We start from the raw sequence: 12,495 nt of genomic DNA, 5'->3' as shown, positions 1-12,495 counted from the left end.
CGCTCTCCGATCCGACGTCGATCCGCACCCCTCCTGCCGGAGTTCGGGCTCGGCGGCAGCGGCCGGTCGGGCGTTCCGGCTCTACCGGATGGCGTCGTCGACGGTCCATTCGACGAGGTGACGCCCGTCCGCCTCTCGCGGATCACCGCGCCAGAGCACCACGGCGGAGACGTGGCAGGTCAGGGCGGTGGTCGGCCCTGATGTCAGACCCGGGGGATACGGTCGGCCCATGAGAGCTGAGGGAACGTTCACGGTGAAGGCGTTCGTGCCGACCGAGGTGACTGTGGACCCGGTCGTCACCACCGGTCTCCCGGTCGGGGTCGCGCGGATGGAGAAGCACTTCGAGGGCGAGGTCGTCGGGCGGGCGGCGACCTTGTTCACCGCCGCGTTCGACCAGGCGACGGGGGTCGGCACGTATGTGGCGATGGAGTCCTTCGAAGGCTCGCTGAACGGGCGCGAGGGTGCGTTCAACTTCGCGCATTCCGCGACCACCACGGGCAGCGACCGCTCCGCGCGGTTCTTCGTCATCGTCCCGTCGAGCGGTACCGGCGACCTCACCGGCATCTCCGGCACCGGCGGCCTCGAGATCGACGGCACCCACCGGATCTGGTTCGACTACGAACTGGACTGAAAACGTTGGTGAGTTGACCCCGCCGGTCACCCCTCCGGCACTCCGACGAGCGAGCCACGGACAGCGAGTCACGGACAGCGAGCCACCGACCGAGAGGAACGTACGTGCGCTTCATCCGGATCGTCCCGCCCGGCGGGCCCGCGCGCACGCTCGCGCTGGCCCAGTTGACGAACTCCGTCGGCGACGGCGCGTATTACGTCTGCTCGGTGCTGTACTTCAGCCGGATCGTCGGGCTGAGTCCGACCCGGATCGGCGCCGCGCTCACCCTGGGCTGGGCGCTCGGTGCCGTCGCCGGGGTGCCGCTCGGTCATCTCGCGGACCGGCGGGGTCCGCGCGGCATCGCCATCCTCATGTCCGTGGCGACGGGGCTTGCCGTGGGATCGTTCCTCTTCGTCCGCTCGTACCCGGCGTTCCTGGTCGCCGTGTGCGCGTACACCTGCTGCCAGTGCGGGCTCGGGGCGGCACGGCAGGCGCTGCTCGCCGGGCTGGTCGAACCGGCGCGGCGGACCGAGACCCGGGCGTACCTCCAGTCCACCGTCAACGCCGGGCTGGCCCTCGGCGCCGCGCTGGGCGGTATCGCGCTGCGGCTCGACACGGAGGCGTCGTATCTGACGGCGCTGGCGGCGGACGGGGCGAGCTTCCTCGTGGCGGCGGCGGTGCTGACGCGCCTGCGACTGCCGACCGGGGTGCCTGCGGCTGCGGCTGCGGGACAGGACGGTCCGAGTCTCTCGGTCCTCCGCGACCGACCGTACGCCCTGGTGTCCCTGCTCAACATGATCATGCTGCTCTACATGCCGCTGCTCAGCGTGGTGCTGCCGCTATGGATCGTGGAGCGTACGGAGGCGCCGAGCTGGACTGTGTCGGCGCTGCTGGTCGTCAACACAGTCGGCGTGGTCCTTTTCCAGGTGCGCATGGCCGGCCGCGTCAGAGACCTGCCGTCCGCGTCCCGCGCGATACGGCACGCCGGGGTCGTCCTCCTCGCCGCCTGCGCCTGCTTCGCCCTGTCGGCCACCGGCACCACCGCCTGGACCGCCGGGCTCGTCCTCCTCGCCGCCGCCTGCGTCCAGGTCCTCGGTGAGATGCTCCTCGGCTCCGGCTCCTGGGAAATCGGCTTCGCCCTCGCCCCACCCGACAAACAGGGCCAGTACCAAGGCTTCTACGGCGCCGGTACCGCCGTGGCCCGCCTGATCGGTCCGCTCCTGCTGACCACCCTCGTCCTCTCGGGCGGCACCCTTGGCTGGCTCCTCCTGGGCGCGCTGTTCCTGACGGCGGGTCTGGCGATGGGCCCGGCTGTGCGGTGGGCCTCCGGCCGGGGCGCGGGTGGGGTAGTGCCTGGAGTGTCTGCGGTGTCTGAGACGGGGAGTCGGCGCACCGAGGGTGATCCCGCGTTGTAGGGGTGCGACTCGGGGGGTTTCAAGCAACCGACGCCCTGAAGGGATCGGTGGGGATGATCTCCGCCTCGTCGAAGCGCCGCTCCAACGCCTCGTGCCCGTGGCGCCTGCGGAACTCGATCTCGGCCGTCGTCACGGGCAGGGTCCACAGGATGCGGGCGTGTCCGCCGGGCACGGGACAGTGCTCAAGGTCCGGTCCATGGAGATACGGCAGGCTGATCAGCAGGTGATCGCAGGTCGACCCCGGGACCCACGGCTCACCGATCGGCATGCTGTGCTCCAGGTCGAGCCGGTGCCCTCCGCAGTGATAGAAGGCGATCATCGCCATCAGCTCGACGAACCGCTGGTCGCGGACGTGGGCGGTCATCACGAACTCGAGACCGTGACCGTCCTCCTCCATCGCCGCCCAGCATCCGGCGGTCACATAAGCCCAGCCGTCGCCCTGAGGACCGGGCCCCACGACGAGCACCCGCAGCCCGGGCACGACCTCTCGCCGCCCCGACCCGAGATCACAGTCGACCACCTCCACGGAGTGCCCCGCGAAGAACCCCCGGACATGCGCCTCAACGGCCTCCGCGGCCAACTCCCTCACCTCACTCACCGCGCGATCATCCCACCACGATCGACAGCGCCCCCGCGCCAAGCCCCCTCACGATCCCTCCTCCGCACGGCTACGCCCTCTCCTGGCCACCCCCTCCCGCCCGGCAACGCCCCGCGCGACCTCCCCTCCCGGACGGCAGCGCCCCCGAGACCACCTCCTCCCGGACGGCAGCGCCCCGCGCGGCTACCCCCTCGCGGACGGCAGCCGCTTCCTCGCAGCGAACCCCCTCGCAGCCACCCCCTCTGACCCGGCAGCGCCCCGGCGCGGCCACCCTTCTCCCACGCGGCAGTGCGACCGTGACCACCTCCTTCCGCGCGGCAACGCCCCGCGCGACCTCCTCCTCCCGGACGGCAGCGCCCCGCGCGGCTACCCCCTCGCGGACGGCAGCCGCTTCCTCGCAGCCAACCCCCTCGCAGCCAACCCCTCTGACCCGGTAGCGCCTCGGCGCGGCCACCTCCTCCCGCGCGGCAGCGCCCCCGAGACCACCCCCTCCCGTACGGCAGCCGCCCCCTCGGAGCGCCCCCGCGTAGCAGCGCCCCCGAGACCACCCCTCCTACCCCGCAGCGCCTCCCGCCATCACCCCCTCCCACCCACAGCCCTCCTCGCGACGCCCCCCTCCCGCGCGGCAGCCGCCCCCTCGCAGTCACCCCCTTCCCGCGCCGCAGCCCCCCCCGCGACCAAATCCCTCACACCTCTCAGCCCCCCTCGCGACCACGCCCCTCCCGCGCCGCAGCCGCCCTCTCGCAGCGCCCCCGCGTGGCAGCGACCCCGGGATCACCCGCTCTTGCCCGGCAGCCGCCCCCCTCGCGACCACCTCCTCCCGCCCGGCAGCGCCCCCGCGACCACTCGCTCTCACCGCAGCCCCCTGCGGCCACCCCCTCCCGGACGGCGCCGCCCCCTCGCAGCCACCCCCTCCACCCCGGCAGCGCCTCCGCTACAACCCCCTCACACCCGGCAACGCCCCCCTCGCAACCACCCCCTCCCACCCCGCAGCCCCTTCGCGACCACGCCCCTCCCGCGACGCAGCCGCCCCCTCGCAGCGCCCCCGCGCGGCAGCGACCCCGGGACCACCCGCTCTTGTGCCCGGCAGCAGCCCCCCTCGCGACCACTTCCTCCCGCCCGGCAGCGCCCCCGCGACCACTCCCTCCCACCCCAGCCCCCTCGCGGCCACCCTCCTCCCGCGCGGCAGCGCCCCCGCACCACCGTCCCCCGAGCGGCATAGTGGTATCAGCTACGCAAAAGGTGCGACCCGGGCGGTGTGCAGGGCGGCCGGGTGACGGGAGGCGGCGGGTATGGGTGGCAAGGAGCTCTGGGGTCGCGGGCCCGGTGCGGCCGGGGCCCGGGACGCCGGGGCGCCCGGGGGGCTGCTGGATCTGCTGCACGCCTCGGCCGTGGTGGTGGACGGGCGCGGCCGTATCGTCCTGTGGAGCCCCGAGGCGGAGGATCTCTTCGGATACGCCGCCGAGGAGGCGCTCGGCGCCTCCGTGGACGAGTTGCTGGCCTCGCCCGAAGACGTGGAGAACGCGCACGAAAGGTTCGGGCGGATACAGAGCGGTGAGAGCCTCGCGGGTGTTTTCCCCGCCCGGTGCAAGGACGGTTCCACCCGCCTGGTCGAGTACCGCAAGGGCCGGCTGCACGACCCCGACGGCAGGGTGCTGGGCCTGGCGCTCGCCGCCGACGAGGGCACCGTACGGCGCGTCGAGGGCGACCTCGCCCTCTCGGAGCTGCTGATCGACCAGTCCCCGGTCGGGCTCGCGGTGTTCGACACCGATCTGCGCTGGATGCGCATCAACCCCGCCCTGACGACCGCCAACGGGGTCACCGAGCACGAGGTGCGCGGGCGGCGTCTTGAGGACACGCTCCCCGAGCTGGACACCACCGCGATCGAGTCCGCGATGCGGCAGGTGCTGCGTACCGGCGAGCCGATCCTCGACCAGCGCACGGTGGGCCGTACCCCGCTCGACCCGGACCACGACCACGCCTGGTCGGAGTCGTACTACCGCATCGAGGACCAGCGCGGGCACCCGCTCGGCGTCGCGGTGTCCGTCGTGGACGTCACCGAGCGGCATCTCGCCGCCACCGAGATCGCGGCGGCGCACCGGCACCTGGCCACCCTCACCGAGGCCAGCTCGGGCATCGGCAGCACGCTCGACCTCCAGCAGACGGTGCGGGAGCTGGCCGCCGCCGTCGTCCCCCGGTTCGCCGACCTCGCCACCGTCGACGTACTGGACTCCGTGGTCGGGCAGCGGCCCCTGGCCCCGCACTCCGGCGAGGGCCACGGCGGCTTCCGTACCCTCGCCGTCGCCGCCGCGCGTCCCGACGGCAGCGACGGCACCGACGAGCTGCCGGACGGTCTCACCGGCTCCGGCTCCTCCCCGCTGCTGTGCCGCAGCGTCCGCGAAGCCGCTCCGGTCCTGATCCCGCGCGTGGACGACGCCGCGCTGCACGAGATGGCCCGGGACGAGCAGGCAGCAGAGGCGCTGCGCGGCGCCGGGGTCCGCAGTGTCCTGGCCGCGCCCCTGCTCGCCCGGGGCTCCGTGCTCGGCGTGCTCACCCTCTACCGCACCGCCGACACCCGCCCCTTCGACAGCCGCGACCTCCAGCTCGTCTGCGAACTCGTCGGCCGCGCCGCCGTCAGCGTCGACAACGCCCTGCTCTACGGCCGCGAACGCGAGACCGCCCTCACCCTCCAGCACAGCCTGCTGCCCCAGCAGCCCCCCGACCAGCCCGACGGTCTGGAGATCGCCGTCGGCTACCGGCCCGCCGGGAGCGGCACCGAGGTCGGCGGCGACTGGTACGACGTCCTGGCGCTGGGCGACGGCCGGGTCGGACTCGTGGTCGGCGACGTCATGGGCAGCGGCATACGCGCCGCCGCGATCATGGGCCAACTGCGCACCACCACCCGCGCCCTGGCCCGCCTCGACCTCCCGCCCGCCGAACTCCTCGGCCACCTCGACGAGACCGCCGCGGAGCTGAGCGAGTCCTTCGCCACCTGCGTCTACGCCGTGTGCGACCCCAAGCGCGGCACCTGCGTCCTCTCCAGCGCCGGACACCTGCCGCCCGTCCTGGTCCAGCCCGGACAGGGCGCCCGGCTCCTCACCCTGCCCCCCGCCGCCCCGCTGGGCGTGGGCGGCGTTCCCTTCGGCACGCTGGAGACCAAGCTGCCCGAGGGCTCCCTGCTCGCCCTCTACACCGACGGGCTCGTGGAGTCCCGGCACGACTCCATCGACGTCGGCATCGAAGCCCTGTGCCGCGCGCTCGAACGGGCCACCGGCGCCACCGGTTCCGCCCCGTCCACCGGCTCGCTCCAGGACATCTGCGACATGCTCCTGGACACCCTCGACCAGTCCTCGGGGGACGACACCGCCCTCCTCCTGGCCCGGCTCGGACCGCCGGGGGGTGCGCAGTAGGGCCCACCGTTTGCCGGTGTCCGTGACCGGTTCGACAATGGACCCAGCACTCGCGGCGATGAGGCTCGCCGTAACCGCGGACGCGAACGCGCCGCCGATGGCCTCTGCCGGCACACCCGCACGTCACTCGCGAGGAGGTCGGCATGACGATGCCGGACGACATGATGCTCCGCTGCTCCACCATCCTCTTCCGAGGAGAGTGCGTGCTGCTCGTCCACCGCACCGCCCAGGGCCTGGACGACTGGGTGCTGCCCGGCGGCACCCCCCGGATGGGCGAGAGCATGGCCGCCTGCGCCCGCCGCGAGATGCGCGAGGAGACCGGCCTCGCGGTCGAACCGACCCGGGTCGCCTTCGTCCTGGAGGCTGTCGACCCCGACAACCGGCAGCGCACCGTCGACCTGGTCTTCGCCGCCGACGGCTCCGCCCACGGCCAGAACCCGGTGGCCCGCGAATCGGGCATGACCCCCGAGTTCGTGCCCTTCGCGCGCCTGCGCGCCCTCGACCTCAAGCCGCCCCTGGCCGGACACCTGCCCGGCTTCTACCACCACGGCGCCCGCCGCTACGCCCCCTACCTCGGCAACCTCTGGCGCCCCAACGACACCGCCTCCCGCATCAGACGCGCCACCACCTTCTTCCGCCGCACCCCGCGCACCGCCCCCGAGCTGGACTGACGGCACCGCGCGCCCCGCCCCCGAACTGGACTGACGGCACCCCGCGAAGACCGGCCGGAGAGACGAGGCGCGCGCATGACCGACCCGCACTGGCTCTTCGGCGACCAGCTCGGCCCCCACTTCCTCACCGGCGACCACGCCCCCGCCCGCGACGCCCCCGTCGTCATGATCGAGGCACGCTCGGTCTTCCGGCGCCGCCGCTTCCACCGCGCCAAGGCCCATCTGGTCCTCTCCGCGATGCGCCACCGCGCCGCCGAACTGGGCGACCGCGTCCGCTACGTCCGCGCCGAGACCTACCGCGAGGGCCTGCGCGAAGCCGTGGGCGACGCCCCCGTGACCGTCCACCACCCCACCTCACGCGCCGCCCTGCGCCTGGTCCGCTCCCTCGACCGGGTCCGCGTGCTGCCCACCCCCGCCTTCCTGGTGCCCCACGACGCCTTCCGCGCCTGGGCGGACGGGCGTGACGGACGACGGCTGCGTCAGGAGGACTTCTACCGCTGGGTCCGTCGCGAACTCGCCCTCCTCATGGACGGCGACACCCCGGCGGGCGGGCGCTGGAACCACGACCACGCCAACCGCGAACCCCCGCCCAAGGGCGCGAGCACTCTCGGCGCCCCCGCCCCGTACCGCCCCCGCGAGGACGACATCGACGCCGAGGTCCGCGCCGACCTCGACCGCTGGGAAGAGCACGACGGCATCCGGTTCGTGGGCCGCGACGGCACCCGCCGCTTTCCCGCCTCCCGCCGCGAGGCGCTCGCCGCGCTGCGCCGCTTCACCCGGCACCGGCTCGCCGGATTCGGTCCGCACGAGGACGCCATGCTCGCCGCCGACCCGGTCATGAGCCACAGCCTGCTCTCGTCCTCCCTCAACCTCGGGCTGCTCGACCCCGCCGAGACCGTCGACGCCGCCGAGGACGCCTGGCGCTCCGGGCACGCGCCCGTGCACAGCGCCGAGGGCTTCGTACGGCAGATCGCGGGCTGGCGCGAGTACGTCTGGCACCTCTACTGGTACTTCGGCGAGGACTACCGCCACCGCAACGCCCTGCGCCACCATGCCCCGCTGCCCGACTGGTTCGCCGACCTCGACGCCGACGCCGTCACCGCGCGCTGCCTGGCCACCGCCCTCGCCCAGGTCCGCGACACCGGCTGGACCCACCACATCCCGCGCCTGATGCTGCTCGGCAGCCACGCCCTCCAGCAGGGCTGGGACCCGGCAGCGGTGACCGACTGGTTCCACCGCAGCTTCGTCGACGGCTACGACTGGGTGATGCTGCCCAACGTCGTCGGCATGTCCCAGTACGCCGACGGCGGTCGTATGACCACCAAGCCCTACACCTCCGGCGGCGCCTACATCCACCGCATGAGCGACCTGTGCGACGGCTGCGCCTACCGACCGGGCGACCGCACCGGCGAGCGCGCCTGCCCCTTCACCACCGGCTACTGGTCCTTCGTCCACCGCCACCGCGCCGTCCTCGCGGGCAACCCCCGCACCGCCCGCGCCGTCCAGGGACTGGACCGGCTCACCGACCTGGACGAGGTGCTGCGCACACAGCGGGGGCGCGGCGCCGGACCTCCGTGACGCCGCGCCCCGCTCCTGTACGTCCCTCAGCTCAGCTCGGCACCCTTGGCCGCCGCCTGCTCCTCGGTGTGCGCGCCACCCGTCGCGAGCGTGCCGCCCGCGCTCTCCAGATGCGCCCGCACGAACCACTGGAACTGCTCCAGGTCCCGCAACTGCTCGATGAGCAGGTCCTCCGTGGCGGGGTCGATCTCGCCCGCCTCCTTGATCGCCGCCCGTACGCCCTCGATCACCCCGGTGTAGACGAGGTCCAGGGCACCCAGATGGGCGATGGCGTCACCCCGGCCGATCGAGTAGTCGTCCCAGGTGCGCTCCGCCACCAGCTTGCCCGGCGTCCCCTGCGCGACGCCGCCGAGCGCCGCGATGCGCTCCGCCACGTCGTCGGCCATGTCGCGCACCCGGTCCACCTGCGGGTCGATCATCTCGTGCACGGCGACGAAGTGCGGCCCGACGACGTTCCAGTGCACGTGCTTGAGCGTCAGATGCAGATCGTTCAGCGCGTGCAGCCGAAGCCGCAGCAACCCGATCAGCCGCCCCGCCGCCTCACGCTCGATACCGGGGACGGTGTACTTCGGGGTCAGGTCCTTGATCTCCTTCGTCATGATTCACCTCGGGTCTCTTCACAGGCGTGCGTTCCTTGCCTGATGACACGTGCCCCGGACCGGCGCGCTCAGACCTGCCGGGTTCCCGGTCGCCCGTCCCGGCGGTCTCCGGTTCCGCCGGTCTCCGGTTCCGGCGGTCTCCGGTCCCGCCGGTTCCCGGTCCGGGCCAAGCCGCGCGGCGCTCGGCTACGGATTCCCCACGGCGGCCGACGATCACGACAGCGGGGAGCACGGCGGATGACGACCGACAGCACGACCACGGACCACCCGGCGACCAGAAGCGCCCTGCGCGTACGGCACGCGCCGGAAACCGTACGGGCCGCCGTCCTCACCGCGCACGGCGGTCGCGCCGAGGACCACACCCTCTCCCGCCCCTGGCACCTCGCCGCGATGCGGATGCGCCCCCTGCTGCGCGCGGTCGGCGCGGGACTGCCCGCCGACCACGTCCTGCTGGGCGAGATCCGCTACCGCCACCGGGGCTGGAACGACGGCGCCGCCGCCGACGACGTCCGCCGCGCCCTCGCCGAACTCGCCGCCCGCCACGGCTCCGTCCCCGTCGTCCTCGTCGGCCACTCCATGGGCGGACGCGCCGCGCTGCGCGTGGCCGACCACCCCGCCGTACGCGGCGTACTCGCCCTCGCGCCCTGGCTGCCGCCCGGCGAACCCACCGCCCACCTGGACGGCGCCCGACTGCTCGTCCTCCACGGGGACGCCGACCACGTCACCTCGGCGGCGGACTCCAGCAGCTTCGTCCAGCGGGCGCGCGCCGAGGGAGCCCGCGCCGGGATGGTCGTCCTCGCCGACACCGACCACGCCATGCTGCGCCGCCTGCCCACCTGGCACACGCTCGCCGCCGAAGCCGTAGCCGACCTGCTGCGCACCCGCCCCGTACCCGGGGGACTGCTCGCCCGGACCACCCTGTCCGACGCCCCCGCCGTACACCTCTAGCCCACACCTGGACGTACACATTCAGACCGGGACGAATCGTGACGCATCCGAATCCGGTGTACGAAGTGAAACAGATCCATGGAAGGCGGCCGAGGTCCCCCAGTGGCCGCAGTCCCTCCCGAGCACGAGGAGGAACCGTCCATGTTCACGGTCGACCCGGCCGGAGTCACCGCGATCCTGGCCGCCGCTGACCCGGATCAGTTGCTGCCTGCGCGCGAACAGATGGCCTTCACCCTGGGCTTCCACATCATCCTGGTCCCTTTCGGCGTGGCGCTGACCTCCCTCATGCTGATCGCCAACTACCGGGGACTGCGCAAGGGCGACGAGGCTGCCCTGCTCCTTGCCCGGCGCTGGTCCAAGGTCGCCGCCGTGCTCTTCGCGGTCGGCGCCATCACCGGCACCGTCCTCTCCTTCGAGCTGGGCATCCTCTGGCCCGGTCTGATGAAGACCTACGGCGCCGCCTTCGGCTTCCCGTTCGCCATCGAGGGGCTCTTCTTCTTCCTGGAAGCCATCTTCGTCGCCATCTACATCTACGGCTGGGACCGGATGCGCCCCTGGGCGCACTTCTGGGCGGGCGTGCCCGTGGCGCTGGCCAGCGTCGGCGGAGCCGCCGCCGTCATCGCCGCCAACAGTTGGATGAACCAGCCCGGCGGCATCACCATGCGCGACGGCAGGGTGACCGCCGTACGCCCGGCGGAGGTCTTCTTCAACGGCGCCTTCTGGTGGCAGTTCTGGCACATGCTCCTGGCCGCCTACATCGTCGCCGGATTCGTCGTGGCGGGCGTCTACACGGTCGGCATGCTCCGGGGACGGCGCGGGCACTACCAGCGGCTCGGCTTCCTGATCAGCTTCGTCACCGCGGCAGCCGCCCTGCCCGTGCAGATCTTCGTCGGCGACACCATCGCCCGCGAGGTCTTCGACGACGAACCCGCCAAGTTCGCCGCCATCGAACTCCTCCCCACCACCGGCAACCACGTCCCCGAGACCCTGGGCGGCTTCCTCATCGACGGCGAGGTGCGCTACGGCATCTCCGTGCCGAGCGTCGCCTCCCTCCTCGCCGGATTCAAACCCTCCACCACCATCAAGGGACTCGACGCCGTCCCCGTGGCCGTGAGACCCACCCCCGAGCAGGTCAACATCGTCCACTGGGCGTTCGACATCATGGTCGGCACCTCCATGGTCATGCTGGCCGTCGCCGCCTGGTTCGTCTGGGTGTGGTGGAAGCGCCGGGGCACCCTGGAGACCGACCGCTGGTTCCTGCGCGCCGCCTCCGTCTGCGGGCTGCTGTCCATCCTCAGCCTGGAGAGCGGCTGGGTGGTCACCGAGGTCGGCCGCCAGCCCTGGATCGTCGTCGGACTGCTGCGCACCCGCGACGCGGTGGCCACCCAGGGCAACCTGTGGATCACCTTCGGCGTCGTGCTCGCCCTCTACGCCGCCGTCGGCTCCGCGGCCATCTGGGTCCTGCTGTCCATGAAGAGACGCTGGCAGAAACAGGGCGACGGGACGGTCGACGTGCCGTACGGACCCGACGCCCCGCACGAGCGCACCGAGGGGAAGGTGTCGTAAATGGCCGACGTGGTCGCGGTGTTCCTCTTCATCGGCGTCATCGCCTACGCGGTGCTCGGCGGAGCCGACTTCGGCGCGGGCTTCTGGGACCTGCTCGCGGGCGGCGCCCGGCGCGGCAACGCGCCCCGCCACCTCATCGACTCCTCCCTCGCCCCCGTCTGGGAAGCCAACCACACCTGGCTCATCTACTGCCTGGTCGTCCTGTGGAGCGCCTTCCCCACCGCCTTCGCCGCCATCACCACCACGCTGTACATCCCGCTCGTCCTCGCCCTGCTCGGCATCGTCCTGCGCGGCGCCGGGTTCGCCTTCCGCAAGGCGACCATCAGCACGCCCGAACGACGCGTGTACGGCGTCGCGTTCGCGCTGTCCTCCGTCCTCACGCCGTACTGCTTCGGCACCATCGCGGGCGGGCTGGCCTCCGGGCGCGTCCCGACGGGCGGCAACGGTGACGCCGTATCGAGCTGGGTCAACCCCTCCAGCATCCTCGGTGGTGTTCTCGCGGTGCTCGCCTGCGGCTACCTCGCCGCGACCTACCTCACCGTCGAGGCACTGCGCCGCGACGAGCCCACCCTCTACCGCTACTTCCGTGACCGTGCCCTCGCCGCCGGAGCGGTCACCGGCGCCGTGAGCATCGCGGGCATCTTCGTCCTCCAGGCGGACGCGCCCCGCCTCTTCTCCCATCTCACCGGCCGCGCCCTGCCGTTGGTCGTCCTGGCCGCGGTCGGCGGCATCCTCGGGCTGGTCATGCTCCGCGCCCGCAGGACCTTCGGCGTCCGTGCCATCGCCGCGGGGGCGGTCGCCCTGGTCGTCGCGGGCTGGGGCGTCGCCCAGTACCCCTACCTCCTCGGTACCCACCTCACCTTGACCGAAGCAGCCGCCCCCGACGCGACGCTCGCGGTGGTCGTGGGCGTGGCGTGCGTGGCGGCGGTCCTGATCGTCCCGTCCATCCTGCTGCTGTTCCGGCTGAGCGGGCGGGGGAGTGTGGGGGTGGGGGACAGGTCGCTGTGAGGGAGGTGCGCGGGGGGTGGGGCAGGTTGCCGTGAGGGAGGTCCGCGAGGCGCACCGGAAGGAGCCGCACAAGGGGTGACATCCCGCTAAAG

11 protein-coding genes and 1 riboswitch are annotated in these 12,495 nt (G+C 73.0%); of the genes, 8 read left to right on the top strand and 3 right to left on the bottom strand.

Annotated features, from left to right (window positions below):
- Nucleotides 1–81: 81 nt before the first annotated feature.
- A complete protein-coding gene (locus tag IF655_RS04295) occupies nt 82–231 on the bottom strand; it encodes a hypothetical protein (RefSeq protein ID WP_199582140.1) in 150 nt (49 codons plus the stop codon).
- Between IF655_RS04295 and IF655_RS04290 the strand changes: the two genes are divergently transcribed.
- On the top strand, nt 230–631 hold the full coding sequence (locus tag IF655_RS04290) for a DUF3224 domain-containing protein (RefSeq protein WP_199582139.1): 402 nt from the start codon (nt 230–232) through the stop codon (nt 629–631). The two genes, IF655_RS04295 and IF655_RS04290, sit on opposite strands and share 2 nt — an antisense overlap.
- Nucleotides 632–735: 104 nt before the next feature.
- Nucleotides 736–2,025, top strand: coding sequence for an MFS transporter (locus tag IF655_RS04285; RefSeq protein ID WP_199582138.1), 1,290 nt, complete (start codon nt 736–738; stop codon nt 2,023–2,025).
- Nucleotides 2,026–2,044: 19 nt separating this feature from the next.
- On the opposite strand, the gene IF655_RS04280 is transcribed toward IF655_RS04285, so the two are convergent.
- A complete protein-coding gene (locus IF655_RS04280; protein ID WP_199582137.1) occupies nt 2,045–2,623 on the bottom strand; it encodes a suppressor of fused domain protein in 579 nt (192 codons plus the stop codon).
- Nucleotides 2,624–3,915: 1,292 nt separating this feature from the next.
- Here IF655_RS04280 and IF655_RS04275 point away from each other — a divergent pair.
- The 3 genes from IF655_RS04275 (at nt 3,916) to IF655_RS04265 (ending at nt 8,282) form a co-directional block, all read left to right on the top strand.
- Nucleotides 3,916–6,033: a SpoIIE family protein phosphatase gene (locus IF655_RS04275; RefSeq protein ID WP_199582136.1), complete on the top strand. Its 2,118-nt coding sequence runs from the start codon at nt 3,916–3,918 to the stop codon at nt 6,031–6,033.
- Nucleotides 6,034–6,078: 45 nt separating this feature from the next.
- A riboswitch (Fluoride riboswitch) is annotated at nt 6,079–6,147 on the top strand.
- Between the two features lie 29 nt (nt 6,148–6,176).
- Nucleotides 6,177–6,704: an NUDIX hydrolase gene (locus IF655_RS04270; protein WP_199582135.1), complete on the top strand. Its 528-nt coding sequence runs from the start codon at nt 6,177–6,179 to the stop codon at nt 6,702–6,704.
- A 75-nt stretch (nt 6,705–6,779) separates the two neighbouring features.
- The gene (locus tag IF655_RS04265) at nt 6,780–8,282 is read left to right on the top strand and encodes a cryptochrome/photolyase family protein (protein ID WP_199582134.1); all 1,503 of its coding nucleotides are present in this window, start codon (nt 6,780–6,782) and stop codon (nt 8,280–8,282) included.
- 26 nt (nt 8,283–8,308) lie between these two features.
- Here the strand turns inward: IF655_RS04265 and IF655_RS04260 are convergent, their stop codons facing one another.
- Nucleotides 8,309–8,881 (bottom strand): Dps family protein, encoded by a 573-nt coding sequence (locus tag IF655_RS04260; RefSeq protein ID WP_199582133.1) that lies wholly within the window; start codon nt 8,879–8,881, stop codon nt 8,309–8,311.
- A 237-nt stretch (nt 8,882–9,118) separates the two neighbouring features.
- Here IF655_RS04260 and IF655_RS04255 point away from each other — a divergent pair, with 237 nt between their 5' ends.
- The 3 genes from IF655_RS04255 (at nt 9,119) to IF655_RS04245 (ending at nt 12,403) form a co-directional block, all read left to right on the top strand.
- The gene (locus tag IF655_RS04255) at nt 9,119–9,829 is read left to right on the top strand and encodes a dienelactone hydrolase family protein (RefSeq protein ID WP_199582132.1); all 711 of its coding nucleotides are present in this window, start codon (nt 9,119–9,121) and stop codon (nt 9,827–9,829) included.
- A 141-nt stretch (nt 9,830–9,970) separates the two neighbouring features.
- Nucleotides 9,971–11,395: a cytochrome ubiquinol oxidase subunit I gene (locus IF655_RS04250; protein WP_199582361.1), complete on the top strand. Its 1,425-nt coding sequence runs from the start codon at nt 9,971–9,973 to the stop codon at nt 11,393–11,395.
- Nucleotides 11,396–12,403, top strand: coding sequence for a cytochrome d ubiquinol oxidase subunit II (locus IF655_RS04245; protein ID WP_199582131.1), 1,008 nt, complete (start codon nt 11,396–11,398; stop codon nt 12,401–12,403). It begins immediately after the preceding gene.
- Nucleotides 12,404–12,495 lie beyond the last annotated feature (92 nt).

This window comes from Streptomyces sp. DSM 110735 (assembly GCF_016482685.1).
GTDB lineage: Bacteria > Actinomycetota > Actinomycetes > Streptomycetales > Streptomycetaceae > Streptomyces.
This window is presented reverse-complemented; position numbering and strand designations above follow the sequence as displayed.